At 75.5% G+C, this 26,039-nt stretch carries 28 protein-coding genes; 24 read left to right on the forward strand and 4 right to left on the reverse strand.

What is annotated here, in order from left to right; genetic code table 11:
- Window position 1 precedes the first annotated feature (1 nt).
- The 3 genes from ACI8AD_RS10500 (at window position 2) to ACI8AD_RS10510 (ending at window position 3,258) form a co-directional block, all read left to right on the forward strand.
- Entirely contained in the window at window positions 2–310 is a 309-nt protein-coding gene (locus ACI8AD_RS10500) for a helix-turn-helix transcriptional regulator (RefSeq protein ID WP_089402513.1), read from the forward strand.
- 300 nt (window positions 311–610) lie between these two features.
- Entirely contained in the window at window positions 611–2,176 is a 1,566-nt protein-coding gene (gene ffh / locus ACI8AD_RS10505) for a signal recognition particle protein (RefSeq protein WP_456870470.1), read from the forward strand.
- Entirely contained in the window at window positions 2,173–3,258 is a 1,086-nt protein-coding gene (locus tag ACI8AD_RS10510; protein WP_456870471.1) for an amidohydrolase family protein, read from the forward strand. The genes ffh and ACI8AD_RS10510 overlap by 4 nt, the downstream gene beginning before the upstream one ends.
- Before the next feature lie 15 nt (window positions 3,259–3,273).
- Here ACI8AD_RS10510 and ACI8AD_RS10515 read toward each other — a convergent pair whose 3' ends face one another.
- Both ACI8AD_RS10515 and ACI8AD_RS10520 read right to left on the reverse strand, forming a co-directional pair.
- Window positions 3,274–4,209 carry an alpha/beta hydrolase gene (locus tag ACI8AD_RS10515; RefSeq protein WP_456870472.1) on the reverse strand — a complete coding sequence of 312 codons (936 nt, stop codon included), beginning with the start codon at window positions 4,207–4,209 and terminating at the stop codon, window positions 3,274–3,276.
- Between the two features lie 93 nt (window positions 4,210–4,302).
- On the reverse strand, window positions 4,303–4,908 hold the full coding sequence (locus ACI8AD_RS10520) for a hypothetical protein (protein ID WP_456870473.1): 606 nt from the start codon (window positions 4,906–4,908) through the stop codon (window positions 4,303–4,305).
- Between the two features lie 162 nt (window positions 4,909–5,070).
- Between ACI8AD_RS10520 and ACI8AD_RS10525 the strand changes: the two genes are divergently transcribed.
- On the forward strand, window positions 5,071–6,807 hold the full coding sequence (locus ACI8AD_RS10525) for a proline--tRNA ligase (RefSeq protein ID WP_456870474.1): 1,737 nt from the start codon (window positions 5,071–5,073) through the stop codon (window positions 6,805–6,807).
- A 9-nt stretch (window positions 6,808–6,816) separates the two neighbouring features.
- Here the strand turns inward: ACI8AD_RS10525 and ACI8AD_RS10530 are convergent, their stop codons facing one another.
- Window positions 6,817–7,755: a helix-turn-helix domain-containing protein gene (locus tag ACI8AD_RS10530; RefSeq protein WP_456870475.1), complete on the reverse strand. Its 939-nt coding sequence runs from the start codon at window positions 7,753–7,755 to the stop codon at window positions 6,817–6,819.
- 202 nt (window positions 7,756–7,957) lie between these two features.
- Here ACI8AD_RS10530 and ACI8AD_RS10535 point away from each other — a divergent pair, with 202 nt between their 5' ends.
- The 16 genes from ACI8AD_RS10535 to whiG all read left to right on the forward strand — a co-directional run bounded on the left by ACI8AD_RS10535 (window position 7,958) and on the right by whiG (window position 21,797).
- On the forward strand, window positions 7,958–10,093 hold the full coding sequence (locus ACI8AD_RS10535; RefSeq protein ID WP_456870476.1) for a molybdopterin-containing oxidoreductase family protein: 2,136 nt from the start codon (window positions 7,958–7,960) through the stop codon (window positions 10,091–10,093).
- Window positions 10,094–10,278: 185 nt separating this feature from the next.
- Entirely contained in the window at window positions 10,279–10,776 is a 498-nt protein-coding gene (rpsP, locus tag ACI8AD_RS10540) for a 30S ribosomal protein S16 (protein WP_456870477.1), read from the forward strand.
- A 3-nt stretch (window positions 10,777–10,779) separates the two neighbouring features.
- Window positions 10,780–11,016 (forward strand): RNA-binding protein, encoded by a 237-nt coding sequence (locus ACI8AD_RS10545; protein WP_073421815.1) that lies wholly within the window; start codon window positions 10,780–10,782, stop codon window positions 11,014–11,016.
- A gap of 17 nt (window positions 11,017–11,033) precedes the next feature.
- Window positions 11,034–11,558: a ribosome maturation factor RimM gene (gene rimM, locus ACI8AD_RS10550; protein ID WP_456870478.1), complete on the forward strand. Its 525-nt coding sequence runs from the start codon at window positions 11,034–11,036 to the stop codon at window positions 11,556–11,558.
- The gene (gene trmD, locus ACI8AD_RS10555; RefSeq protein ID WP_456870479.1) at window positions 11,555–12,298 is read left to right on the forward strand and encodes a tRNA (guanosine(37)-N1)-methyltransferase TrmD; all 744 of its coding nucleotides are present in this window, start codon (window positions 11,555–11,557) and stop codon (window positions 12,296–12,298) included. The genes rimM and trmD overlap by 4 nt, the downstream gene beginning before the upstream one ends.
- Window positions 12,291–12,791, forward strand: coding sequence for an NUDIX hydrolase (locus ACI8AD_RS10560; RefSeq protein WP_456870480.1), 501 nt, complete (start codon window positions 12,291–12,293; stop codon window positions 12,789–12,791). The genes trmD and ACI8AD_RS10560 overlap by 8 nt, the downstream gene beginning before the upstream one ends.
- A gap of 201 nt (window positions 12,792–12,992) precedes the next feature.
- Complete coding sequence (gene rplS / locus ACI8AD_RS10565) at window positions 12,993–13,349, forward strand: 50S ribosomal protein L19 (protein ID WP_089402526.1); 357 nt, start codon at window positions 12,993–12,995, stop codon at window positions 13,347–13,349.
- Between the two features lie 78 nt (window positions 13,350–13,427).
- Entirely contained in the window at window positions 13,428–14,339 is a 912-nt protein-coding gene (gene lepB, locus ACI8AD_RS10570) for a signal peptidase I (RefSeq protein WP_456870481.1), read from the forward strand.
- 246 nt (window positions 14,340–14,585) lie between these two features.
- Entirely contained in the window at window positions 14,586–15,302 is a 717-nt protein-coding gene (locus ACI8AD_RS10575) for a LuxR C-terminal-related transcriptional regulator (protein WP_456870482.1), read from the forward strand.
- Window positions 15,303–15,510: 208 nt separating this feature from the next.
- Window positions 15,511–16,311, forward strand: a complete 801-nt coding sequence (locus ACI8AD_RS10580; protein WP_456870483.1) for a ribonuclease HII — start codon at window positions 15,511–15,513, stop codon at window positions 16,309–16,311.
- On the forward strand, window positions 16,308–16,628 hold the full coding sequence (locus ACI8AD_RS10585) for a DUF2469 domain-containing protein (protein ID WP_073421822.1): 321 nt from the start codon (window positions 16,308–16,310) through the stop codon (window positions 16,626–16,628). Before ACI8AD_RS10580 ends, ACI8AD_RS10585 begins: the two co-directional genes overlap by 4 nt.
- 131 nt (window positions 16,629–16,759) lie before the next feature.
- Window positions 16,760–17,119 carry a YraN family protein gene (locus tag ACI8AD_RS10590; protein WP_456870484.1) on the forward strand — a complete coding sequence of 120 codons (360 nt, stop codon included), beginning with the start codon at window positions 16,760–16,762 and terminating at the stop codon, window positions 17,117–17,119.
- Window positions 17,116–18,636 carry a YifB family Mg chelatase-like AAA ATPase gene (locus tag ACI8AD_RS10595; protein WP_456870485.1) on the forward strand — a complete coding sequence of 507 codons (1,521 nt, stop codon included), beginning with the start codon at window positions 17,116–17,118 and terminating at the stop codon, window positions 18,634–18,636. Before ACI8AD_RS10590 ends, ACI8AD_RS10595 begins: the two co-directional genes overlap by 4 nt.
- Entirely contained in the window at window positions 18,633–19,886 is a 1,254-nt protein-coding gene (dprA, locus tag ACI8AD_RS10600; protein WP_456870486.1) for a DNA-processing protein DprA, read from the forward strand. Before ACI8AD_RS10595 ends, dprA begins: the two co-directional genes overlap by 4 nt.
- Window positions 19,887–19,970: 84 nt before the next feature.
- The gene (locus tag ACI8AD_RS10605) at window positions 19,971–20,906 is read left to right on the forward strand and encodes a tyrosine recombinase XerC (RefSeq protein WP_456870487.1); all 936 of its coding nucleotides are present in this window, start codon (window positions 19,971–19,973) and stop codon (window positions 20,904–20,906) included.
- Window positions 20,907–20,993: 87 nt separating this feature from the next.
- Window positions 20,994–21,797: an RNA polymerase sigma factor WhiG gene (whiG, locus tag ACI8AD_RS10610; protein WP_089402533.1), complete on the forward strand. Its 804-nt coding sequence runs from the start codon at window positions 20,994–20,996 to the stop codon at window positions 21,795–21,797.
- Between the two features lie 17 nt (window positions 21,798–21,814).
- Here whiG and ACI8AD_RS10615 read toward each other — a convergent pair whose 3' ends face one another.
- On the reverse strand, window positions 21,815–22,321 hold the full coding sequence (locus tag ACI8AD_RS10615) for a murein hydrolase activator EnvC family protein (RefSeq protein ID WP_456870488.1): 507 nt from the start codon (window positions 22,319–22,321) through the stop codon (window positions 21,815–21,817).
- A gap of 301 nt (window positions 22,322–22,622) precedes the next feature.
- On the opposite strand from ACI8AD_RS10615, the gene rpsB reads away from it, so the two are divergent.
- The 4 genes from rpsB (at window position 22,623) to frr (ending at window position 26,013) form a co-directional block, all read left to right on the forward strand.
- A complete protein-coding gene (rpsB, locus tag ACI8AD_RS10620) occupies window positions 22,623–23,561 on the forward strand; it encodes a 30S ribosomal protein S2 (protein ID WP_456870489.1) in 939 nt (312 codons plus the stop codon).
- Window positions 23,562–23,655: 94 nt separating this feature from the next.
- Window positions 23,656–24,471, forward strand: coding sequence for a translation elongation factor Ts (tsf, locus tag ACI8AD_RS10625; RefSeq protein ID WP_456870490.1), 816 nt, complete (start codon window positions 23,656–23,658; stop codon window positions 24,469–24,471).
- A 125-nt stretch (window positions 24,472–24,596) separates the two neighbouring features.
- Entirely contained in the window at window positions 24,597–25,385 is a 789-nt protein-coding gene (gene pyrH, locus ACI8AD_RS10630; RefSeq protein ID WP_456870491.1) for a UMP kinase, read from the forward strand.
- Between the two features lie 70 nt (window positions 25,386–25,455).
- Complete coding sequence (gene frr, locus ACI8AD_RS10635; protein ID WP_089402536.1) at window positions 25,456–26,013, forward strand: ribosome recycling factor; 558 nt, start codon at window positions 25,456–25,458, stop codon at window positions 26,011–26,013.
- The last annotated feature ends 26 nt before the right edge of the window (window positions 26,014–26,039 follow it).

Genomic DNA, 26,039 nt, shown 5'->3' on the forward strand with positions numbered 1-26,039 from the left:
CGTGACCGCGTCCTCGCCGGGGTGGACCTTCCTCTCCAACCACGGGCACGTGCTGGTGAGCCTCGCCGTCGACCCCGAGGCCCGCATCCGCGAGATCGCCGGCCGCGTCGGCATCACCGAGCGGGCGGTGCAGATGATCCTCGCCGACCTCGAGGAGGCAGGCTACGTCGTCCGGGAGCGCGTCGGGCGGCGCAACCACTACACCGTCGTCGAGCGCGGCCGGTTCCGGCACCCGCTGGAGGACCACGTGCGGGTCGGCGACTTCCTGGAGCTGGTCGTGCGTGACCGGCCCTCGGCCGACTCCGCCTGAGCGTCCCCGCGCTCAGGCCGCGGCGCCGGTGCCCAGGCCCGCCGCGGCCGCCCCCACCGGGGCGAGGACCGAGGTCGGCAGCAGCCAACGGACGAAGGGGAATTGGGACAACGCGCTTCGCCTGTCGAGTCGACGACGCCGACGGCGACCGGCCGGTGTCCGCGGAGCGGCGGGACGTGGCCGCCGCTGTCGATACCCTGGGAGGCAGGAGGCGCGTGGCCCGGTCGGACCGGGACCTCGCCGTGTCGCCGGTCGGGTGGACCGGGCCGGCCGCGCCGCGAGCTGTGACGAGGACGTGCTGTGTTCGAGACCCTCTCCGACCGCCTCGACAAGGTCTTCACCGGCCTGCGGGGCAAGGGCCGGCTGACCGACGCCGACATCGACGCCACCGCGCGCGAGATCCGCATCGCGCTGCTCGAGGCCGACGTCGCCCTGCCGGTGGTGCGGGCGTTCATCGCCGCGGTCAAGGACCGGGCGCGCGGCGCCGCGGTCTCGCAGGCGCTCAACCCCGCCCAGCAGGTCATCAAGATCGTCAACGAGGAGCTCATCGAGATCCTCGGCGGCGAGACCCGCCGGCTGCGCTACGCCAAGCAGTCGCCCACGGTCATCATGCTGGCCGGCCTGCAGGGCTCCGGTAAGACCACCCTCGCCGGCAAGCTCGGCCGCTGGCTCAAGGGCCAGGGCCACACCCCGCTGCTGGTCGCCGCCGACCTGCAGCGGCCGAACGCGGTCAACCAGCTCTCGATCGTCGCCGGCCAGGCCGGGGTCGACGTCTTCGCGCCCGAGCCGGGCAACGGCGTCGGCGACCCGATCCGGGTGGCCGCCGACTCGATCGAGCACGCCCGCCGCACGATGCACGACGTCGTCGTCGTCGACACCGCCGGCCGCCTGGGCATCGACGCCGAGCTGATGGCCCAGGCCGCCGGCATCCGCGACGCCGTGCAGCCCGACGAGACGCTGTTCGTCGTCGACGCGACGATCGGCCAGGACGCCGTCACCACCGCCGAGGCCTTCCGCGACGGCGTCGGCTTCTCCGGTGTGGTGCTGACCAAGCTCGACGGCGACGCCCGCGGTGGTGCGGCGCTGTCGGTCCGCTACGTGACCGGCCAGCCGATCATGTTCGCCTCCACGGGCGAGAAGCTCACCGACTTCGACGTCTTCCACCCCGAGCGGATGGCCTCGCGCATCCTCGGCATGGGCGACGTGCTCACCCTCATCGAGCAGGCCGAGCAGGCCTTCGACGCCGACCAGGCCGAGAAGATGGCCGGCAAGCTCGTCAGCCGCGAGGGCTTCACCCTCGAGGACTTCCTCGAGCAGATGATGGCCATCCGCAAGATGGGCCCCATCGCCAACCTGCTCGGCATGCTGCCCGGCGCCGGCGCGATGAAGGAGCAGCTCAAGCAGGTCGACGACCGCGACCTGGACCGCACCGCGGCGATCATCCGCTCGATGACCCCGCAGGAGCGGGTCGACTCGAAGATCATCAACGCGTCGCGGCGGGTGCGCATCGCCAACGGCTCGGGCGTCACCGTCACCGAGGTCAACCAGCTGCTGGAGCGCTTCGCGCAGGCCCAGAAGATGATGGGCCAGATGGCCGGCAGCATGGGCCTGCCGGGCATGGGCCCGATGTCGAAGAAGGCCCGCGGCCGCCAGATGCAGGCGCAGTCGAAGAAGGGCAAGGGCAAGAAGGGCGGCAAGGGCAAGGCCCCGGCCCGCCGGCCGATGGGCGCCCCGGCGCTGCCGCCGGGCGCCGGCTTCGGCGGCGGGCTGCCCGGCGGGATGCCGTCGCTGCCGCCGGGCCAGGCGCTGCCCGACCTGTCCACGCTCGACTTCAGCAAGTTCGGGGACGAGCGGCCCGGCCGGTGAGCGCCCCGGCGCTGCACCTGTCCGGCGTCGTCCTCCCCGAGGGCGAGCACCGCGACCTGTGGGTCCGCGACGGCCGGATCACCACCGAGCCGGTGCCCGGCGCGGAGACCGTCGCCCGCGGTGGGTGGCTGCTGCCGGGCCTGGTCGACGCGCACTGCCACGTCGGCATCGGCCGCGGCGGGGTGCTCGTCGAGGACCTCGCCGGCCTGCGGGAGCAGGCGCTGGCCGAGCGCGCCGCCGGCGTGCTGGCGCTGCGCGACTGCGGCTCCCCGGTCGACACGAGGGCCCTCGACGACGAGCCCGACCTGCCGACGATCGTGCGCGCCGGCCGGCACGTGGCCGCGACCCGCCGCTACATCCCGGGGCTGGCCGTCGAGGTGGAGCCCGCCGACCTCGTCGCCGCGGTGCGGGTGCAGGCCCGGCGCGGCGACGGGTGGGTCAAGCTCGTCGGCGACTGGATCGACCGTGCCGTCGGCGACCTGGCACCGGAGTGGCCCGACGACGTGGTGGCCGAGGCGATCGCCGCGGCCCACGAGGAGGGCGCGCGGGTCACCGCGCACACCTTCGGCACCGACGCGCTGCCCGGCCTGGTCCGCGCCGGCATCGACTGCATCGAGCACGGCACCGGGCTGACCGAGGACCTCGTCGCCGAGATGGCCGCCCGCGGCACCGCCGTCGTCCCGACCCTGGTCAACGTGGAGAACTTCCCGGGCTTCGCGGCGGCGGGGGAGAAGCGCTTCCCCTCCTACGCCAGCACGATGCGGCGGCTGTACGCGGGCTCGGGTGCGGTCGTGCGGGCCGCCTACGAGGCCGGGGTGCCGGTGTTCGCCGGCACCGACGCCGGCGGCGGCATCGAGCACGGCCGCATCGCCGACGAGGTCCGCGCGCTGTGCGGGGCGGGGCTGCCGGCCGAGGCGGCGGTGGCCGCGGCGTCGTGGTCGGCGCGCAGCTGGCTCGGGCTGCCGGGCATCGAGGAGGGCGCGCCGGCCGACGTCGTCGTCTACGACGCCGACCCGCGCACCGACCTCGACACCCTCACCCGGCCGCGGCTGACGCTGCTGCGCGGCCGCGTGGTGGCCTGAGCGCCCCGGGCGGTCTCAGACGGCGGGGGTGGACCCGAAGCTCTCGGCCAGCCGCCGGCCGATGAGCCGGCGGGCCGCGTCGGCGTCGTCCACGATGCTGCCGAGCAGGACGAACGGGTGCACCTGGCCCCGGAAGGACTCGTAGAGCGTCGGCACGCCGGCGTCGGCGAGGGCCTGGGCGTAGGCCGCGCCCTCGTCGCACAGCGGGTCGCACTCGGCCGTCACGACGGTGGCCGGTGCCAGCCCGGACAGGTCGGGCGCGAGCGCCGGTGAGAGCCGCACGTCGGTCCGGTCGGCGTCCCCGGCGTAGGCCTGCAGGAAGTAGTCGATGTCGCGGTGGGTGAGGAAGTGCCCCTCGCCGTAGGTGCGGTAGCTGGCGGTCCGGCCCGTGCGGGCGTCGGTCAGCGGGTAGACCAGCACCTGGTGGGCCAGTGCGGGCGTGGCGTCGCGCAGGGCCTGCGCGACGCCGGCGGCCAGGTTGCCGCCGGCGCTGTCCCCGGCCACGGCGACCCGCGCCGGGTCGGTCCCCAGCCCGGCGGAGCCGTCGAGCAGGGCCCGGGTCACCGCCAGGCAGTCGTCGTAGGCGGCGGGGAACGGCGCCTCGGGCGCGCGGCGGTAGTCGACCGACACGACGACGGCGCCGGCGTACCGGGCGATGTCCCGGCAGGTCGTGTCGTGGGTGTCCAGGTCGCAGAGCACCCAGCCGCCGCCGTGGAAGTAGGCCACGGTGGGCAGCCCGTCGTCGGCACTGGGGCGGTAGACCCGGACCGGGACGGGACCGGCGGGCCCGGGCAGCATCGTGTCCCGCACGTCCGCGAGCGGTGCGGGGTCGCCGGTCAGGGGGACGACGGCGGCGAGCTGCGCGCGGTTCTCCTCGACGGTGCAGCTGTCGAGCGGGGGTGCGTCGGCGACCATGTCGAGGAAGGCCTGCGCCTGGGGGTGTGTCGGCATGGGGCGGCACGCTAGGGGCGGCCCGGACCGGGGTGTCACCCCCGGGCGGGGGGACACCCCGGCCGGGTGACACCCCGCCCGGGGACCGCGGTCTCAGACGCTGACGCCGGCGGCGGCGCAGGCGGTGCCGAGGTCGGTGGCCGGCTGGGTGAGGCCCTCGAAGGCGACGAACACGTCGGTGCCCGACTCGATGTCGTCGATCGCCGCGTCGGTGGCGGCCGAGACGTCCTCGGCGGCGGCCAGCACCGGGGCGCTGGCGTCCTGGTGGTCGGCCGGCGCGTCGCGCAGCGCCTCCAGCAGCGGGACGACGTTCGCGGGGTCGACGTAGCCGGTCTCGTCGACCGAGATCAGCGCCAGGCCGGCGTAGCCGAACCACCCGGCCACCGCCTGGCACAGGCCGGCGTCGCCGGGGACACCGGCGCCGGGCACGGGCAGGTCCTCCCCGCCGGTGTCGGCGGGCACGGACTCCGCGGTCGGGTCGGCCGGCGTGGGCTCGGTGGGCTCGGCGGTGGGCTCGGCGGTCGGCTCGGCGGTGGGCTCGGCGGAGGTCGTCCCGCCGGCCTCCGGGGTGGCGGCGGTGGCGTTCTCGGCGGCGGAGACGAGCGTGGCCTCGCCGGTCACCGACGTCGTGCAGGCGGCGAGGGAGGCGCCGGCGGCGAGGGCGAGGGCCAGGCCGGCGAGACGGGGGCGGGTGCGCATCGGGGGACTCCGGGAGGTCGGTGGCCACCGGTCGGTGGCTCGCTGCCGGCCACGCTCGCGCGGGGGCCTTGCGGCGCGATTGCGAGTGACTGGCCCCGACGTGCACCGGTGCGCGGAGAACCGGTTCGCGCGGCCTGGGAGACTGCTCGTGTGCTGCTGCGGATGTCCACGCTGTTCCTGCGCACCCTGCGCGACGACCCGGCCGACGCCGAGGTCCCGAGCCACCGGCTGCTGGTGCGGGCCGGCTACATCCGGCGGGCCGCGCCCGGTGGCTTCACGTGGCTGCCGCTGGGCTACCGGGTGTTCCGCAACGTCGAGCGCGTCGTCCGCGAGGAGATGGACGCGATGGGCGCCCAGGAGGTGCACTTCCCGGCGCTGCTGCCGCGGGAGCCCTACGAGGCCACCGGCCGCTGGACCGAGTACGGCCCCAACCTGTTCCGGCTGCAGGACCGCCGGGGTGCGGACTTCCTGCTCGGCCCCACCCACGAGGAGATGTTCACGCTCCTGGTGAAGGACCTGTACTCGTCGTACAAGGACCTGCCGCTGTCGATCTACCAGATCCAGGACAAGTACCGGGACGAGGCCCGGCCCCGGGCCGGGCTGTTCCGCGGCCGCGAGTTCACGATGAAGGACAGCTACTCCTTCGACGTCGACGACGCCGGCCTCGACGCCTCCTACGCCGCGCACCGCGCCGCCTACATCCGGATCTTCGACCGGCTGGGCCTGGACTACGTCATCGTCTCGGCGATGTCGGGGGCCATGGGCGGGTCGAGGAGCGAGGAGTTCCTGCACCCCACCGAGATCGGCGAGGACACCTTCGTCCGCTCGCCCGGCGGGTACGCCGCCAACGTCGAGGCGGTGGGCACCGTCGTCCCCGACCCCGTGCCGCTGGACGGCCTGCCCGAGGCGCACGTCGAGGACACCCCCGACACCCCGACCATCGAGACGCTGGTCGCCGTCGCCCGCGAGCTCTTCCCCGACGCCGGGTACACCGCCGCGGACACGCTGAAGAACGTCGTCGTCACGCTGGTGCACCCCGACGGCACCCGCGAGCCGCTGGTCGTGGGCATCCCCGGCGACCGCGAGCTCGACGTCAAGCGGCTGGAGGCCCAGGTCGCCCCGGCGGAGGTGGAGCCGTTCACCGACTTCGCGGCGCACCCCGCGCTGGTCAAGGGCTACATCGGCCCGCAGGTGCTCGGCAAGGACAGCGAGTCGGGCATCCGCTTCCTCGTCGACCCCCGCGTGGTCCCCGGCACCCGCTGGGTCACCGGCGCCAACGCCCCCGGCCGGCACGTGTTCGACCTGGTGGCCGGCCGCGACTTCTCCTGGGACGGCACCGTCGAGGCCGCCGAGGTGCTGCCCGGTGACCCCGCCCCCGACGGCTCGGGCCCGCTGGAGCTGGCCCGCGGCGTCGAGATCGGGCACATCTTCCAGCTGGGCCGCAAGTACGCCGAGGCCCTGGACCTGCAGGTCCTCGACGAGAACGGCAAGCTCGTCACGGTCACCATGGGCTCCTACGGCATCGGCGTCTCCCGCGCCGTGGCCGCCATCGCCGAGTCCACGCACGACGAGCTCGGCCTGGTCTGGCCGCGCGAGATCGCCCCGGCCGACGTGCACGTCGTGGCCACCGGCAAGGACGCGGCGGTCTTCGAGGCCGCCGAGGCGCTGTCGCAGGAGCTGGTCGGGGCCGGGCTGACCGTCCTCTACGACGACCGGCCCAAGGTCTCGCCCGGCGTGAAGTTCAAGGACGCCGAGCTGCTCGGCATGCCGACCATCGTCACCGTCGGGCGCGGGCTGGCGCAGGGCGTCGTCGAGGTGCGCGACCGGGCCACCGGCGAGCGGTCGGAGGTCGCGGTGGCCGACGCCGCGGCCGCGGTGCTGGCCCGCGCGCGGGGCTGAGCGGGGGCCTCATCCCCGGGCGGCCAGCGCCCGGTAGCGGGAGGGGGTGAGGCCGTAGGCCGCGCGGAAGGCCCGGCCGAACACCGACGGGTCGGCGAAGCCGCAGCGGCGCGCCACGGCCGACACCGGCAGGCCGCGCGCGTCGGCCCGGCCGAGCTCCTCGCGGGCCCGCTCCAGACGCCGGCGCCGCACGTGGCCGGCCACCGTCTCCTGGCGGGCGGCGAACAGCCGGTGCAGTTGGCGGACGGAGACGAAGTGGGCCGCCGCGATCTCCCGCGGGCCGAGCCCCGGGTCGGCGAGGTGCTCCTCCACGTAGGCCCGGACGGCGCCGACCAGGGCGTCCTCGCCCCGCGGCGACCCGGCCGGCCGCGGCGGCGCGGCGCCGGCCGCGGTGGTGACCAGGTCGAGCAGCTCGGCGGCGAGCCGGTCGCCGGGGTCGGCGGCGGTGACGTCGGGGCTGTGCACCAGGTCGGTCATCATCCGGCCGAGCACCCCGGTGAGGCCGGCCGAGCCGTCCAGGCGCCGCGCTGTCAGCGCGCCGGCGGAGGCCTCGGGGCGGCACCAGGTGACGACCAGGAGGGACCAGGCCGGCGCCGTCCCGGCCGACAGCTCCCAGGTGAAGGGGCGGTCGGTCTCGTAGAGGGCGTAGTCCCCGGGCTGCAGCCAGCACTCCCGGCCGTCCTGCTGCACACGGGCGGCGCCCCGCTCGAGCAGCCCGACCTGCACGTAGCGCCGCCCGTCGGCGCGGGCGAGACCGGCCGTGCGCACCGCCCGCTGGTCCACCGACCCCACCCGGGACAGCTGCAGCGACCCCAGCGTCCGGCTGGAGACCTCGCCGGCGACCGGCCGGTCGGTGACCGGAGCGACGTCGAGGTCCACGAAGTGCTCGCCCAGCAGGTCCCGCCACGGCCGGACGCCGCTGCACCGCGTGGTGGTCGACGTCGGCATCGGACCTCGCTCGGGGTCGGCCGCGCGGGCCCGCGCGCGGCGCCGTCCTGGGCAGGACGGGCCGAGCGTGCCACGCGTCACCGGCCCGCGGAAGGCGCTGGGGGTCGAGGGCGCGGCACGCACCGTCGAACCGGCGGCCCCGCGGCGCGCGACGATCCCCGCACCGCGCCGGGGACGACGTCCCCGGGGGAGGAGGACGACCATGGCCGTGACCGACCTGCCGGTGCCGGGGACGACGGGGACGATGACGGTGCGCGGCGCCTGTCCGCTGGACTGCCCGGACACCTGCGCGATGGAGGTGACGGTCGAGGACGGCCGCGCCGTGCGGGTCCGCGGCGACCGGTCGCACCCCTACACCCGCGGCGTGCTGTGCGTGAAGATGAACGACTACGAGCGCACGGTCTACAGCGAGGACCGGGTGCTGCACCCGCTGCGGCGGACCGGCCCGAAGGGCAGCGGGCGGTTCGAGCGGATCTCGTGGGACGAGGCGCTCGACGAGATCGCCGGGCGCTTCACCGAGATCGTCGAGACGTCCGGGGCCGAGGCGATCATGCCGGTCAGCTACCTGGGCACGCAGGGGATCCTCAACGGCCTCAACGTCGGCGACCCGTTCTTCAACCGGCTCGGCGCGACCGTCAGCGAGCGCACCTACTGCGACTCCGGCTCCTGCACCGCCTACGCCATGACGGTGGGCGCCACCGCCGGCGTCGACCCGGAGTCCTTCGTGCACGCCCGCTACATCGTGATCTGGGCCAACAACATGCTCAGCACCAACCTGCACCTGTGGCCGTTCGTGGCCGAGGCGCAGCGGCGCGGGGCCAAGGTCGTCGTCATCGACCCGGTCCGCCACCGGACGGCGCAGCACGCCGACTGGTACATCCCCATCCGTCCCGGCACCGACGGCGCCCTGGCGCTGGCCATGATGAACGTGATCATCGGCGAGGGGCTGACCGACGAGGACTACGTCGCGCGGTACACCGTCGGCTTCGACGAGCTCGCCGAGCGCGTGGCGACCTACACCCCCGAGTGGGCCAGCGGCGAGACCGGCATCCCCGCCGAGGACATCCGGACGCTGGCGCGCGAGTACGCCGCGGCCGACCCCTCGGTCATCCGGATCGGGGTCGCCATCGAGCGGCACGCCGGCGGCGGGCAGACCGTGCGGGCCATCTCCTGCCTGCCCGCGCTCACCGGGGCCTGGCGCCGTCCGGGCGGCGGCCTGCTGCAGCTGCCGCTGTGGGCCTTCCCGGTCAACTGGCCGGCGTTCCTCGGCGCGGAGTTCATCCGGCCCGGGACGCGGGTGGTCAACCAGTGGCTGCTCGGCCGGGCGCTGACCGGCGAGCTGGACCTGGACCCGCCGATCCGGGCGCTGGTGGTCTACAACAGCAACCCGCTGGTGGTCTGTCCCGAGCAGGACCGGATGGTCGCCGGGCTCTCCCGCGAGGACCTGTTCACCGTGGTCAGCGAGCACTTCCTCACCGACACCGCCGACTACGCCGACATCGTGCTGCCCGCCACGACCCAGCTCGAGCAGCGGGACCTCATGTTCTCCTGGGGTCACCTCCACGTGACGCTGAACGAGCCGGCCGTGGCGCCGCTCGGCGAGGCGGTGCCCAACACCGAGCTGTTCCGCCGGCTGGCCGCGCGCATGGGGTTCACCGAGCCGGTGTTCCGCCGCACCGACGAGGAGATGATCGCCGAGGCGTTCGACTGGTCCTCGCCGGTCCTGGAGGGGATCACGCCGGAGACGCTGGCCCGGGACGGCTGGGCGCGGCTGCGGCTCCCCGGCCCGGACGAGTACGCCCCGCACGCCGAGGGCGGGTTCCCCACGCCGTCGGGCAAGGTGGAGTTCCTCTCCTCGGCCGCCGCCGGCGGCAACTTCGTGCTGCCGCTGTTCCGCCAGGGGTCCAACGACCACCAGGCCGGCGAGCCGGTGGACCCGCTGCCGCACTACGTCCCGCCGCGCGAGCGGCCCGACGGCCGCTACCCGCTCACGCTGCTGTCGCCCAAGTCGCACGCCTACCTGAACTCGAGCTTCGGCGACCGCCCCGGTCAGCAGCGGGTGCAGGGCGTGCCCGCCGTGCACGTGCACCCGGAGGACGCCGCGGCCCGGGGTCTCGCCGACGGCGCCGAGGCCACCGTCGTCAACGACCGGGGCCGGTTCACCGCCCGGGTGCACGTCACCACCGACGTCGCGCCCGGCGTGGTGGTCTCCCCGATGGGGGCCTGGCGCAAGCACTCGCGCGGGGCGACGGTGAACGCGCTGAGCCCCTCGGTGTTCGCCGACCTCGGCCGCGCCCCCACCTTCTCGGACAACCTCGTGGAGATCGAGCCGACCTGAGGAGCGGCGCCGTCCCCGGCTGGCTCCTGCACGCCCGCGCGCGTCTGGCATGATGGTCGGTCGAACACGGCGGCGCGCGGCCCTCTCACCGTCGCCGGCCGTGTCCCTGGCTCCGCCCCGGCGTAACCCCACGCGTCCGTCCGGCGAGCACCGACGAACAGCGTTCGAGGAGAATCCGAGCCACCGTGGCCACCAAGATCAAGCTCATGCGTCTGGGCAAGATGCGTGCTCCGTACTACCGGATCGTCGTCGCCGACGCGCGCACCAAGCGCGAGGGCCGCTCGATCGAGACGATCGGCAAGTACCACCCGAAGGAGGACCCCTCCTTCATCGAGGTCGACAGCGAGCGCGCGCAGTACTGGCTCGGCGTCGGCGCCCAGCCCACCGAGGCCGTCGCGGCCATCCTCCGCGTCACCGGTGACTGGCAGAAGTTCAAGGGCGAGCCGGCTCCGCCGCCCATGAAGGTCGCCGCCCCCAAGCCCGACCGCAAGGCCCTCTACGAGGAGGCCGTCCGCAGCTCCGGCGAGGAGCCGGCCGCGGGTGCCACCACCCCGAAGAAGAAGGCCGCCCCCAAGGCCGACGCCGCCCCGGCTGCCGACGCCGCCCCGGCTGCCGACGCCACCCCGGCTGCCGACGCCACGCCCGCCGCCACCGACGGCGCGGCCGAGACGCCCGCCGAGTAAGACGTGCTCGAAGAGGCGCTCGAGCACCTGGTCAAGGGCATCGTCGACCACCCGCGCGACGTCACCGTCGACCTCGTCGGCGGTCGCCGCGGCAAGACCCTCGAGGTCCGGGTCCACCCCGACGACCTCGGCAAGGTGATCGGCCGCGGCGGCCGCACGGCCAAGGCCCTGCGCACCGTCATGGCCGGCGTCGGCGGCCGCGGCCTGCGGGTCGACGTCGTCGACACCGACGGGCGCTGAGCCCCCGCGTCCCGGACGTGGGACCCACTCCTCCGGACACCGTGGTGGTCGGCCGCATCGGCCGGCCCCACGGTGTCCGCGGTGAGGCCACCGTCGAGCTGCGCACCGACGACCCCGACGCCCGGTTCGTCCCCGGCGCGGTCCTGCGCACCGATCCCGCCGACCGCGGTCCGCTGACCGTCGCCGGCGCCCGCTGGCACCGCGAGGTGCTGCTGCTCGCGTTCGAGGGCTACGACAGCCGCGAGGCCGTCGAGACCCTGCGCGACACCCTGCTCGAGGTCCCGGTCGCCGACCTGCCGGCGCTGGAGGACCCCGAGGCCTTCTACGACCACCAGCTCGTCGGCCTGGCCGCGCGGCTCCCCGACGGCACGCCGCTGGGCGAGGTCACCGCGGTCCGCCACGAGGGCGCCGACCTGCTGGTCGTCGCGCGGGCCGACGGCGGCGAGCTGCTGGTGCCGTTCGTCACCGCGATCGTGCCGACCGTCGACCTCGCCGGCGGCCTGGTCGTCGTCGACCCGCCCGAGGGGCTGCTCGACCTGTGAGCGACCCGTACCGCGTCGACGTCGTCACCATCTTCCCCGAGTACCTGGCCCCGCTGCGGCAGTCGCTGCTGGGCAAGGCGGCCGAGCGCGGGCTGGTCGCCGTCGGCGTGCACGACCTGCGGCAGTGGACCGACGACGTCCACCGCACCGTCGACGACGCCCCCTACGGCGGCGGGCCGGGCATGGTGATGCGGCCCGAGCCGTGGGCGCGGGCGCTGGAGGCCGTCCGCCCGCCGGGCACCCGGCTGGTCGTGCCGACGCCGGCCGGGCGGCCGTTCACCCAGGCGGTCGCCGCGGAGTGGGCCGCCGAGCCCGGCCTGGTCTTCGCCTGCGGCCGCTACGAGGGCATCGACCAGCGGGTGGCCGAGTGGGCCGCCGCCTCCGGCCCCGTGTCGGAGGTCTCCATCGGCGACTACGTGCTCGCCGGCGGGGAGTCGGCGGTGCTGGTGATGGTCGAGGCGGTCACCCGGCTGCTGCCCGGCGTCGTCGGCAACCGCGAGTCGGTGGAGTTCGACTCGCACGCCGACGGCCTGCTCGAGGGCCCCTCCTACACCCGGCCGGCGTCGTGGCGCGGCCTCGACGTCCCGCCGGTGCTGCTGTCGGGCGACCACGCCGCGGTGGCCCGCTGGCGGCGCGCGGAGTCGCTGCGGCGCACCGCCGACCGCCGTCCCGACCTGCTGGCCGCGCTGCCCGAGGACGCGCTGTCGCCGGCCGACCGGGCGGTCCTCGACGGTGCCTGAGCGGCCCTGGGTCCGGCCGACGGCGCGGGTGGTCGTGCTCGATCCCGACGGGCGGGTGCTGCTGCTGGGGGCCCGGTTGACCGACCCCGCGGTCCCGCCCGGCGAGGTGCTGTTCTGGTACACGCCCGGCGGGGGAGTGGAGGACGGCGAGAGCGTCCGGCAGGCCGCCGCCCGGGAGCTGGCCGAGGAGATCGGGCTGGTCGTCGACCCCGCCGCGCTCGAGGGTCCGGTGTGGTTCCGCCGGCACGTGGGCCCCTTCGCCGGCGTCGACGTCGACTCGCGGGAGACCTTCTTCGTCCTGCGCGACGTCGTCCACGAGGTCGACCCCGCCGGCCGCACCGAGCTGGAGCTGCTGGGGGAGGAGCCGCACCGCTGGTGGACGGCGGAGGAGGTCGCCGCCGGCGGCGTGGAGTTCGCGCCGCGCCAGCTCGCCGCGGTGCTGCCCGAGGTGCTCGCCGGGCCGTGGCGTCGGCCACCCCGCGTGGTCGACTGACCTCCCGCGCTCGGCACGCCGGCCCGGATGTGGCACAGTAGAGAGTCGCTGCAGACCGGAGGCGCCCGCCGACGGGCACTCCCTCCCGGAGTCGCAGCCGCACACCTGGTCCGGAGCGTGGGGCACCCCGCTGCCCGGGCCGACACACGAGCCACCGCTGATCCACCGCTGATCCACCGCTGAGACCGAGGACAAGCTGCGATGAACACCCTGGACGTACTCGACGCCGACTCGCTGCGCGACGACATCCCCGAGTTCCGCCCCGGGGACACCGTCAAGGTGCACGTCCGCGTCGTCGAGGGCAACCGCTCGCGCATCCAGGTCTTCCAGGGCGTGGTCATCCGGCGCCAGGGCGGCGGGATCCGCGAGACCTTCACCGTCCGCAAGGTCAGCTTCGGCGTGGGCGTGGAGCGCACCTTCCCGGTGCACACCCCGGTCGTCGAGAAGATCGAGGTCGTGACCCGCGGTGACGTCCGCCGCGCCAAGCTGTACTACCTGCGCGAGCTGCGCGGCAAGGCCGCCAAGATCAAGGAGCGTCGCGAGACCGTCGCGCGCTGAGTCGTCCCGGGCGCTGTCGAGGGCGCTGACAGCCCGGCCTGACCACGGCGGGTCTCCCGCGGCCGTACGCTGACTCCGATGAGCAGTGACCGGTCCGGGGGGCCCGCCGACGTCGTTCCCGGGGAGGACCCGCCACCCGAGTCCTCTGCCCGCCGCCGCCTCCCCTGGCAGCGCCGCGCCGCCCGGCCGGAGAAGAAGACCTCGCTGCTGCGCGAGCTGCCCGTCCTGCTGGTCGTGGCCTTCGTACTGGCGCTGCTGGTGAAGACCTTCCTGGCGCAGGCGTTCTTCATCCCGTCGGGGTCGATGGAGCAGACGCTGCACGGCTGCCCGGGCTGCACCGGTGACCGGGTGCTGGTCAACAAGGTCCCGTACTGGTTCGGCGACCCCGAGCCCGGCGACATCGTCGTCTTCCAGGGGCCGGACACCTGGGTGCCCGAGGTCGAGATCTCCGAGCCGTCGAACTGGTTCACCGGCGCCCTGCTGTGGCTCGGCCGCGCGGTCGGCGTCGCCCCGCCGAGCGAGGACGACTACGTCAAGCGCGTCATCGCCGTGGGCGGGCAGACCGTGCAGTGCTGCGACGCCGAGGGCCGGGTGACCGTCGACGGCGAACCCCTCGACGAGCCCTACATCTACGAGAACACCCCGATCGAGACCCGCGCCTTCGGCCCGGTGACCGTGCCGGAGGGGCGGCTGTGGGTCATGGGCGACCACCGCTCGGCCTCCGCCGACTCCCGCTCGCACGTCGGTGACCGCTACGGCGGCACGATCGCCGTCGACGACGTCATCGGCAAGGCCGCGCTCATCGTGTGGCCGATCGACCGCTTCGGCACCCTCGACTCCCCCGACATCCAGGGCACCGAGGCCGCCGCGGCGGGGGGTGCGATCGGGGGCGCGGTCGGGCAGGTCGCGCCGCTGGGCCTAGGCCTGGCCGGCGCGGTCCCCGTGGCGGTGTGGAACCGCGACCGCCGCCTGCGCCCGCCCCCGGGCTGACCCCGCCCCGCGTCCTCCGACGGCGCCGTCCCGCCCCCGGGACGGCGCCGTCGTCGTTCCCGGACCCTGGGACGACCATTCCCGGAATGGTCGTCGCCATGTCGACAACCAATCGAGGTCGTTTCCCGTGTGACGACGGTCGCGGACACTCGGCTCAGAAAAATCCCCAGAATGTGTTCAAGCAATGGTCGGTGGAACCCGATGGAGTGGTCGAGAGCAAATCGGTTCCCCGAAATGGAGTAAGTCGTGTCCGCACCCCTGGCCAGCGCCACCCGCGGCGTCACCCGCGTGCTCCTCCTGGCCGACGCCCCCGTCCTGCGCCGTGGCCTGGTCGGCATGGTCAACGAGACCGCCGGCATGCAGTCGGTGGGCACCCCCGGCGAGCTGCGCCGGGCCCTGACCCTGGTCGAGACCGCCCGTCCCGACGCCGTGGTCGTGGAGCTGGGCGCCGGGCGCGCCGCCACCCTCAACGTCATCCGCGACCTGCGCCGCCGCTTCCCGCGGGTCGCAGTGGTGGCCCTGGCCACCTCCGAGGACCCCGCCGTGGTCAACGAGGCCGTCGCCGCCGGTGTCCGCGGGTACCTGATGCTCAACACCTCGCCGACCCTGCTCGGCTGGGCGATCCTGGCCGCCCGCGCCGGCCGCACCGTCGTCGACCCGCAGATCCGCCGGGTCGAGCCCACCGCCGCGCCCGTGGGCAAGCCGCTCACCCCCGAGGTGCCGCTGACCCGCCGCGAGTCCGACGTCCTCGACGAGCTGCTGCAGGGCCAGTCCAACCGGCAGATCGGCCGCAACCTGTTCATCAGCGAGGACACCGTCAAGTCGCACGTCAAGGCGATCCTGCGCAAGCTGGGTGCCCGCGACCGGGCGCACGCGGTCTCGCTGGTGCTGTCCGCGCGGGGCTCGGCCTCCTGCACCTGCGGCGCCCACGGCCTGACCACCCCGGCCTCCGTGGAGGCATGAGCCCTCTCGTTCTGTCCGGACCGTCCGCCTCCTCGGCGGTCCGGCCCGCGGGCCCCGGCGCCCGCTCCGGTCCGCGGGCCGGTCCCCTCTGACCCCGGGGACCGGCCCGCGGTCGTTCTCGCCGACCGACCTCCTGCCGATCGCCGCCCGGTGGGCGGGCCGACCGTCCGGCCGGGCCGTCGGTGCCGGGTCGTACTGTCGGACGGCGATGGCAGGCCGTCTTCCCCCCGCCCAGCGGGCCGCCGCCGCGCCGGCCGCCCGCACCCGCCGTCCCGTCCCGCCCGCGGACGCCGGCACCGACGCCCCCGGCGACGCGCTGTGGGACATGGAGCGCTCGCTGCGCCGCCGCGGCTTCTCCGCCGTCGCCGGTGCCGACGAGGCCGGACGCGGTGCCTGCGCCGGCCCGCTGGTGGCCGCCGCCTGCGTGCTGCCCGCCGGCCGGCGCGGCCGCGTCCCGGGCCTGGCCGACTCCAAGCTGCTCACCGCCGCCGCCCGCGACCGCGTCTACGACGAGGTCGTCGCCCGCGCGGTCTCCTGGTCGGTGGTCGTCATCCCGGTGACCGACCTCGACGCGCGCGGCATGCACGTGACCAACCTCGAGGCCCTGCGCCGCGCGGTGAGCACGCTCGACCCCGCGGCCGACTACGTGCTGACCGACGGCTTCGCCGTGCCCGGCCTGGGCGTGCCGACCCTCGCCGTGTGGAAGGGCGACCGGGTCGCGGCCTGCGTGGCCGCGGCGTCGGTGCTGGCCAAGGTGACCCGCGACCGGATCATGCTCGACCTGCACGAGCGCTTCCCGCAGTACGACTTCGCGGTGCACAAGGGCTACACGACCGAGGCCCACACCGCCGCGCTGGAGCGTCACGGGCCCTGCCCCGAGCACCGGTCGCGCTTCGTCAACGTCGTCCGCGCCCGCGACGCGCGCGCCGGCCGGGAGCTCCAGCTCACCGCCGCGGGCGGCATGGTCGATGATGGGGGCATGCGCACCGTCTCCGGAGAGCCGCGATGAGCACCGAGGACCTGGAGAAGTACGAGACCGAGATGGAGCTGCAGCTCTATCGCGAGTACCGGGACATCGTCCGGCAGTTCACCTACGTGGTGGAGACCGAGCGCCGCTTCTACCTGGCCAACTCCGTCGACCTGCAGGTCCGCGAGGCCGGCGGCGAGGTGTTCTTCGAGCTCAAGCTCTCCGACGCCTGGGTCTGGGACATGTACCGGCCGGCCCGGTTCGTGCGCAACGTGCGGGTGCTGACGTTCAAGGACGTCAACGTCGAGGAGCTCGACAAGCCCGACCTCGAGCTGCCCGACGGGCCCCGCATCACCTGATCCGCTCTCCACGCCCCGGAGGCTGACCCGCCGGGACGACACGACCGCCCCGGCCGTCCACAGCCCGCGCCGCCGTCCACAGACCCCGGCGGGACCCGCCGCCGGCGCCCGGCGGCGGTCACGGTCGGCGGGTGTCCACCACCACCTCCCTCGGCAGCCACGGCGAGTCGATCGCCGCGGCCTACCTCACCGACGCCGGGCTGCGCGTCCTCGACCGCAACTGGCGCTGCCGCGACGGCGAGCTCGACATCGTCGCCCGCGAGGGCGCGGCGATCGTCTTCTGCGAGGTGAAGACCCGCCGCGCCACCGGCTTCGGCCACCCCGTCGAGGCGGTGCCGGCGGCCAAGCGGCGGCGGCTGCGCACGCTGGCCCAGCGCTGGCTGGCCGCGCACGACGAGCACGCGCCCGACCTGCGCTTCGACGTCGTCGGCGTGCTCGTCCCGCCGACGGGGCCGGCCGTCGTCACCCACCTGCGCGGGGCCTTCTCGTGACCCTCGCCCGCACCTGGTCGGTGGGCCTGGCGGGGGTCACCGGCGCGATGGTCGAGGTCGAGGTGGACATGTCCGCCGGGCTGCCCGGCGTCGTCCTCGTGGGCCTCCCCGACGCGGTGGTGCGCCAGTCGGTCGACCGCGTCCGCGCCGCCGTCGTCAACACCGGCGCCTCCTGGCCGATGCGCCGGATCACCATCGGGCTGTCGCCGGCCGCCATGCCCAAGCAGGGCAGCGGGTTCGACCTCGCGCTGGCCGCCGCGGTCCTGGCCGCCGCGGGCACGCTCCCGGCCGAGTCCGCCGACGGCCTGGTCCTGCTCGGCGAGCTGGGGCTCGACGGGTCGGTGCGCCCGGTCCGCGGCGTGCTGCCGGCCGTGCTCGCCGCGGCACGCGCCGGTCACACCACCGTCGTCGTCCCGGCCGGCAACGCCGACGAGGCGGCGCTGGTCGCCGGGGTCGACGTGCTCGCGGCCGCCACGCTGGGCGACCTGGTGGACCACCTGTCGGGCCGCACCCGCCTGACGCCGCACGTCCGGGGGCCGCTGCCGCCCCCGGCGCCCGTTCCCGACCTCGCCGACGTGGTCGGGCAGGCGGCCGGGCGGCGCGCGGTCGAGGTGGCCGCCGCCGGCGGGCACCACCTGTACCTCACCGGCCCGCCCGGGGCGGGCAAGACGATGCTCGCCGAGCGGCTGCCCGGCCTGCTGCCGGTGCTCGACGAGGAGGCCGCCCTCGAGGTCACCGCGATCCACTCGGTCGCCGGCACCCTCCCGCCCGGCGCACCGCTGGTGGGCCGGCCGCCCTTCGAGGCGCCGCACCACTCGGCCACCATGGCCGCGCTCGTCGGCGGCGGCTCGGGGGCGATCCGTCCCGGCGCGCTGTGCCGGGCCCACCGCGGGGTGCTCTTCCTCGACGAGGCGCCGGAGTTCCCGCGCGCGACGCTGGACACCCTGCGCCAGCCGCTGGAGCGCGGGTCGGTGACGATCAGCCGGGTCGCCGGGTCGGCGACCTTCCCCTGCCGGGCGCAGCTGGTGCTGGCGGCCAATCCGTGCCCGTGCGCGAGCGCCGCCGGGGACGTCGCGTGCACCTGCAGCCCGCTGGAGCGGCGCCGCTACCGGTCGCGGCTGTCGGGTCCGCTGCTCGACCGCATCGACCTGCGGGTGGAGCTGCCGCCGGTCACCCGGGCCGCGTGGCTGGCCGCCGACGTGGCGCCGGAGCCCACGGCCACGGTGGCCGCGCGGGTCGCCGTCGCGCGGGGGGCCGCCGCGGCCCGGCTGCGGGGGACCGGCCTGTCGCTCAACAGCCAGGTGCCCGGGCGGCTGCTGCGGGAGCGCTGGCCGCTGCCGCGGACCACCCTGGCGTTGGCCGAGCGGGCGCTGGACCGCGGTCTGCTGTCGGTGCGGGGCCTGGACCGGGTGCTGCGGGTCGCCTGGACGCTGGCCGACCTCGACGGCCGGACGACGCCCGGCGGCGACGACGTCGCCGAGGCGCTGGGCATGCGGCTGCAGCGGGCCGCGGCGTGAGCGGGCTGGGGGACGACCTGGCGGCGGCCGTCGACGACCCGGCCTCACCGGCCGGCGCCGCGGGGCTGCGGCGGGCGCGGGCGTGGCTGACCCGCGCGGCCGAGCCGGGCTCGGTGGAGCTGTGGCGGTTCGTCGAGGACACCGGCCCGGCCGGGGTGGTGCGCGCGCTGCGCGACGGCACGGCGCCGGCCGCCCTCCGCGCCCTCGTCGGCGCCCGGGCCGAGCAGGACGCCAGCCTGGCCGACCTGCGCCGCGCGCAGCGCTGCGGCGCGCGGCTGGTCGTCCCCGAGGACGACGAGTGGCCGGGCCCGGCGCTGCACCCGCTGACGCTGGCCGCGCACGCCGGTGGGCACGGCGACGACCCGGGCGCCCGGCGCGACCGGACGACCGCGCTGGTGCCGCCGCTGGCGCTGTGGGTGCGCGGTGCGGCCCCGCTCGACGCCACGGTCGACCGCTCGGTGGCGGTCGTGGGGTCCCGGGCGTCGACCGCCTACGGCGAGCACGTGGCCGCCGACCTCGGCGCCCAGCTGGGGGAGCGGGGCTGGACGGTGGTCTCCGGCGGGGCCTACGGCATCGACGTCGCCGCCCACCGGGGCGCGCTGGCCGCGGGGGCGCCCACCGTGGTGGTGCTCGCCTGCGGGATCGACCGGGCCTATCCGGCAGCCCACTCGGCGGTGTTCGAGCGCGTCGTCGACGCCGGCGGCCTGCTGGTCAGCGAGTGGCCGCCGGGCGCGGCGCCGCACCGGCACCGCTTCCTGGTCCGCAACCGCATCATCGCCGGGCTGACCCGCGGCACCGTGGTGGTCGAGGCCGCCGCCCGCTCCGGTGCGCAGGCCACCGCCCGGCGGGCCCGCGCACTGGGCAAGCAGGTGCTGGTCGTCCCCGGCCCGGTCACCTCGGCGATGTCGGTGGGCTGCCACGAGCTGCTGCGCGAGGAGGAGAGCGGCGCCCGGCTGGTGGGCAACGCCGCGCAGGTGATCGAGGCGGTCGGCAGCCTCGGGGAGGACCTCGCCGACCCCGCCGAGCGGCCGGTGTCCCCGCGCGACGGGCTCTCCGACCTCGCCCGCCGGGTGCTCGACGCCTGCCCGGTCCGCGTCGGGGTCAGCGCCGAGCGGCTGGCGGCCGTCGCCGGCTGCGACCCGCTGGAGGCGATGCGGGTGCTCCCGGGCCTGGAGGTCGCCGACCTCGTGCAGTGGACCGGCACCGGCTGGCGGCTGGCCCCGGAACCGCGGGAACGGGGGCGCCGCTGAGGTCGGTGGGACAGCGGTTCCGTCGCGGGCGACCGACCGGCGCGGCGCCTTGACCGGGCGACGGCGCCGTCGGACGGTCGGACCGTGACCGCCCGCACCGCCGACGCCCGCGCCGCGCTGCCCCCGGTGCTCGCGGCGGCGCTCGAGGGCTACGAGGAGTTCCTCACCGGCGAGCGGGACCTGTCCCCGCACACCGTGCGCGGGTACGTCACCGACGCCGTCTGGCTGCTCGACCACCTGGCCCGCCGCGGCGGCACCCGCGTCGACGAGCTCGACCTCGCCGCGCTGCGCAGCTGGCTGGCGCAGGGCAGGACGCGGGGCGCCGGCCGCGCCACCACCGCCCGCCGCGCGGCCGCCGCCCGCTCCCTCACCGCCTGGCTGCGCCGCGCGGGGCTCACCCCGGAGGACGTCGGCCAGCGGCTGGTCAGCCCGAAGGCCCACCGCACGCTGCCCGACGTGCTCGCCCCCGACCAGGCCCGCGCGGTCGTCGAGTCCACCGCCGACGCCGAGGAGCCGGTGGGGCTGCGGGACGCCGTCGTGCTGGAGCTGCTCTACGCCAGCGGGATCCGGGTCAGCGAGCTCGTCGGCCTCGACGTCGACGACGTCGACCGCGGCCGCCGGCTGCTGCGGGTCCTCGGCAAGGGCCGCAAGGAGCGCAGCGTCCCCTACGGCGCCCCGGCCGAGCGGGCGCTGGACGCCTGGCTGGTCCGCGGCCGCCCCGCGCTGGCCACCGCCGAGTCCGGACCGGCCCTGCTGCTCGGACTGCGCGGGCGCCGGCTCGACCCCCGCGAGGCCCGCCGCACGGTGCACGCCGCGGTGGCCCGCGCACCGGGTGCGCCCGACGTCGGACCGCACGGTCTGCGGCACTCCGCGGCCACCCACGTGCTCGAGGGCGGCGCCGACCTGCGCTCGGTCCAGGAGCTGCTGGGCCACGCTAGCCTCGCCACGACGCAGATCTACACGCACGTGACGGTCGAGCGGCTGCGCGCCGTGCACGCCCAGGCCCACCCGAGGGCCTGACCGGGGCCCGTGCCCGACTCCACCCAGTCCACCGCCTCCCCGCGGCACCGCGGGGACCGAGCCCACCACGAAGCGGGGAGTGCCGACGTGCCCGAGGCGACCATCCACCGGATCGGCGGCGACCCCGACGAGGACGCCGACGCCGCACTCGCCGACCTGTGGGCGCAGTACGTCGCCGACCGGTCACCGGCGCTGCGCGACCGGCTGATCCTGCACTACGCGCCGCTGGTGAAGTACGTCGCCGGCCGGGTCGGCAGCGGCCTGCCCGCGCACGTCGAGCACGCCGACCTCGTCTCCTACGGCACCTTCGGCCTCATCGACGCGATCACCCGCTACCAGCCCTCGCGCGAGGTCAAGTTCGAGAGCTACGCGATGTCCCGCATCCGCGGCGCGATCATCGACGAGCTGCGCAGCACCGACTGGATCCCGCGGTCGGTGCGCATGCGGGCCCGGCAGTTCGAGCGGACCGTCGCCGCCCTGGAGAGCCGGCTGCAGCGCAGTCCCACCGACGAGGAGATCGCGGCGGAGATGGACATGGACGTCGAGGAGGTGCGCAAGTTCCTCGGCCAGCTGTCGCTGGTCAACGTCGTCGCCCTCGACGAGCTGCTCACCGACGACGACGGTGGCGCCCCGCGCCTGGTGGACACGCTGCAGGACGCCAACGCCCTCGACCCGCAGGCCGTCGCCGAGCACGGGGAGTCGCGCCAGCTGCTGGCCCGCGCCGTCGAGCAGCTGCCCGAGCGGGAGAAGGTCGTCGTCAGCCTCTACTACTTCGAGGGGCTGACGCTGGCCGACATCGGCCGCGTCCTCGGCGTCACGGAGAGCCGCATCTGCCAGCTGCACACCAAGGCCGTCCTGCACCTGCGCACCAAGCTCGCCGACATCGCCTGACGTCGGCGCGCGGGAGGTCACCCGAGCGGCAGCAGCCGCACCCGCGGCGGCCGCGGCAGCGCCAGGGGGTCGAGGTAGACCTCGCCGCGGCGCAGCCCCCAGTGCAGGCAGGCCGCGGCGGGGCAGCCCTCGTGGCCGGCGGCCAGCGTGCCCAGCGGGTCCCCGCGCCGCACCTGCTGCCCGGCCCCGACGGCGGGCGCGACCGGCTCGTAGGTGGTCCGCAGCCCGCCGGCGTGGTCGACGCTGACCACCGGCCGGCCGGCGATCATCCCGGCGAAGACGACGACGCCGTCCCCGGCCGCGCGGACCACGTCCCCGGGCGCCCCGGCCAGGTCCGCGCCCCGGTGCCCCGGCCCGTACGGCGACGGCGGGGGAGCGAAGGGCCGGGTCACCGCCGGCGGCTCGCCGATCGGGGAGACCCACGGCGGCGCCGCGACCGGGACGGCGGGACCCGCCGCGGCCCCGGCCGGGGCGAGGGCGGCCGCGCAGGCCACCAGGACGGCGAGGAGCAGGCGGGCGCGCACCCGCAGCAGCCTCGCCGTCCGGCGGCCGGGAGGAGAGCGGTCGCCGGGGCCTGTGGACGGCGCCGCCCTCGGGGGAGGAGGCCGCCCGCCACGGCGTATGCTCGTCGGTGCGACCCGTGTGCACGGGTCGACTCCGCGCGTCCTCCTCCCGCCCGCACCGGCGGGGCAGCCCCACCTCGGTCCCGGTCCCGCACCGGGTCGGTGGCGCCGCGGGACGCCAGGGCGGGCCGTCACCCGGCGCCCGCGTCAACCGAGGAGCGTGGCCGCCCGGCGGCCGCGCGCAGACAGGAAGGCTGCGGCCATGGCAGTCGTCAGCATGAAGCAGCTGCTCGACAGCGGCGTCCACTTCGGGCACCAGACCCGTCGCTGGAACCCGAAGATGAAGCGGTTCATCTTCACCGAGCGCAACGGCATCTACATCATCGACCTGCAGCAGACGCTCGGGTACATCGACTCGGCCTACGAGTTCGTCAAGCAGACCGTCTCCCACGGCGGGACGATCCTGTTCGTCGGCACCAAGCGCCAGGCGCAGGAGGTCGTCGCCGAGCAGGCGCAGCGCGTCGGCATGCCCTACGTCAACCAGCGCTGGCTGGGCGGCATGCTCACCAACTTCCAGACGGTGCACAAGCGGCTGCAGCGGCTCAAGGAGCTCGAGGACATGGAGCAGACCGGCGTGCTGGTCAGCCTGTCCAAGAAGGAGCAGCTCGGCCTGACCCGCGAGAAGGCCAAGCTCGAGCGCAGCCTCGGCGGCATCCGCGACATGCAGAAGGTGCCCAGCGCCATCTGGATCGTCGACACCAAGAAGGAGCACATCGCCGTCGGCGAGGCGCGCAAGCTCAACATCCCGGTCGTCGCGATCCTCGACACCAACTGCGACCCCGACGAGGTCGACTACAAGATCCCCGGCAACGACGACGCGATCCGCAGCATCACCGTGCTGACCCGCGTGGTCGCCGACGCCGTCGCCGAGGGCCTCATGGCCCGCTCGGCCGCGCAGGCCAACGCCGGGCGCGAGGACGGCGGCGAGCCGGCCATCGGCGGCGGCGAGCCGCTGGCGGACTGGGAGCGCGAGCTGCTGACCGGCCAGGCCGACGGCGCCGCCGCGGACGCGCAGGCCGCCCCGCTGCCCGAGACCCCGGTCGCCCCGCCCGCCGTGACCGCCGAGGAGATCGCCCCGGTCGAGGGCGTGCCCGCCACCGGCGACACCGCCACCGGCACCCAGGGCGCCCAGAACGGCTGACCCGCCGGCGCCGCCGTCCCGCGCACCTGCGCCCGGGCGGCGGCGCCGCCGCACGTCCGCACCCACCCCGCTCTCCACCTGAGGAGGAAGTGACATGCCTGCCTTCACCGCCGCCGACGTCAAGCGGCTCCGCGACGCCACCGGCGCCGGCATGATGGACGCCAAGAAGGCCCTGACCGACGCCGACGGCGAGTACGACAAGGCCATCGAGCTGCTGCGCATCAAGGGCGCCAAGGACGTCGGCAAGCGCCTCGAGCGCTCCACGACCAACGGCATCGTCGTCAGCAAGCACGGCGCGCTGCTCGAGCTCGACTGCGAGACCGACTTCGTCGCCAAGAACGCCGACTTCGTCGCGCTCGCCGAGCGGCTCATCGAGATCGTGCTCGAGAAGTCCCCGGCCAGCCTCGACGAGCTGCTGGCCACCGAGGTCGACGGCCAGACCGTCGCCGCGCTGATCGAGGGCGAGTCCGCCCGCATCGGCGAGAAGCTCGTCCTCTCCCGCTTCGCCACCTTCGAGGGCCCGACCGCGGTGTACCTGCACAAGCGGGCGACCGACCTGCCCCCGGCCATCGGTGTCGCGGTGCAGTACCAGGGCGGGGACGAGGAGGCCGCGCGGTCGCTGGCGATGCACATCGCCGCCGCCCGCCCGCGCTTCCTCAGCCGCGAGGAGGTCCCGGCCGAGGCGGTCGAGACCGAGCGCCGCGTCGCCGAGCAGACCGCCAAGGAGGAGGGCAAGCCCGAGCAGGCGATCACCAAGATCGTCGAGGGCCGGGTCAACGCCTACTACAAGGACTTCGTCCTGCTCGAGCAGCCGTCGATCACCGAGCCCAAGCGCACGGTGAAGCAGATCCTCGACGACGCCGGCCTGACCGTGCAGCGGTTCGCCCGCTTCGAGGTCGGCCAGGCGTAACGAGCCGCACCGAAGGACCCCGTCGTCCCCGTCCGGCCCCGTTCCCTTCCTGGGACGGGGCCGGTGGCGTGTCCGGGCCCGGCTGGCAGGATCACCCAGAACGACGTCGAGCGAGGGATGAGCAGTTGACCGAGACCGCCACGCCGCAGACGACCCCCCTGACGCACGCACCGCTGTCGGCGCCCACCGCGTTCGCACCCGCCGACGGCGCGGGCTACAAGCGGGTGCTGCTCAAGCTCTCCGGTGAGGCCTTCGGCGGCGGCAACGTCGGCGTCGACTCCGGCATCGTGCAGTCCATCGCCGGTCAGCTGGCCGCCGTCGTCCGCGGCGGCACGCAGGTCGCCGTCGTCGTCGGCGGGGGCAACTTCTTCCGGGGCGCGGAGCTCGCCGAGGCCGGGATGGACCGCCGGCACGCCGACTACATGGGCATGCTCGGCACGGTCATGAACGCCCTGGCGCTGCAGGCGTTCTGCGAGCAGGTCGGCCTGCAGACGCGGGTGCAGACGGCCATCGAGATGGGCCAGGTCGCCGAGCCCTACATCCCGCGCAAGGCCGTGCGGCACATGGAGAAGGGCCGGCTGGTCATCTTCGGTGCCGGCGCCGGCATGCCCTACTTCTCCACCGACACCGTCGCCGCCCAGCGCGCCCTGGAGATCGGCTGCCAGGTGCTGCTCATGGCCAAGAACGGCGTCGACGGCGTGTACGACGACGACCCCCGCACCAACCCCGACGCGGTCCTGTACGAGGACCTCGACTACGCCACCGTGCTGGCCAAGCAGCTGAAGGTCGCCGACGCCACGGCGATCAGCCTCTGCATGGACAACAGCATGCCGATCGTCGTCTTCAACCTGCTCAGCGACGGCAACATCGCCCGTGCCGTGGCAGGTGAGAGGATCGGGACGCTGATCAGCTGAGGCGGGCGCCCACCGCGCCCGCCGCACCGCAGAGCACGGCGGGGACGCCCCGCCCCAGGAGGAGAGACCCGTGATCGACGACACCCTGCTCGACGCCGAGGAGCGGATGGACAAGGCCCTGTCGGTCGCGCGGGAGGACCTCGGGTCGGTGCGGACCGGCCGCGCCGCGCCGTCGATGTTCAACAAGATCCTCGTCGACTACTACGGCGCCCCCACCCCGGTCCCGCAGATGTCCTCGATCACCGTGCCCGAGGCGCGGATGGCGGTCATCAAGCCCTACGACAACGGCCAGCTCTCGGCCATCGAGCGGGCGATCCGCGACAGCGACCTGGGCGTCAACCCGACCAACGACGGCCAGATCATCCGCGTGGTCTTCCCGCAGCTGACCGAGGAGCGCCGCCGCGACCTGGTGAAGATGGCCCGCAGCAAGGGCGAGGACGCCAAGGTCGCCATCCGCAACGTGCGCCGCCGGGCCAAGGACGAGCTCGACCGCATCGCCCGGGACGGCGAGGCCGGCGAGGACGAGGTGCGCCGCGCGGAGAAAGAGCTCGACGACCTCACCGCCCAGCACGTCGCGAGCATCGACGAGGCCGTCAAGAACAAGGAGGGCGAGCTGCTCGAGGTCTGAGCCGCTCCCTCCGCGTCCCTCCGCGC

This window comes from Geodermatophilus sp. SYSU D00766 (assembly GCF_054049915.1).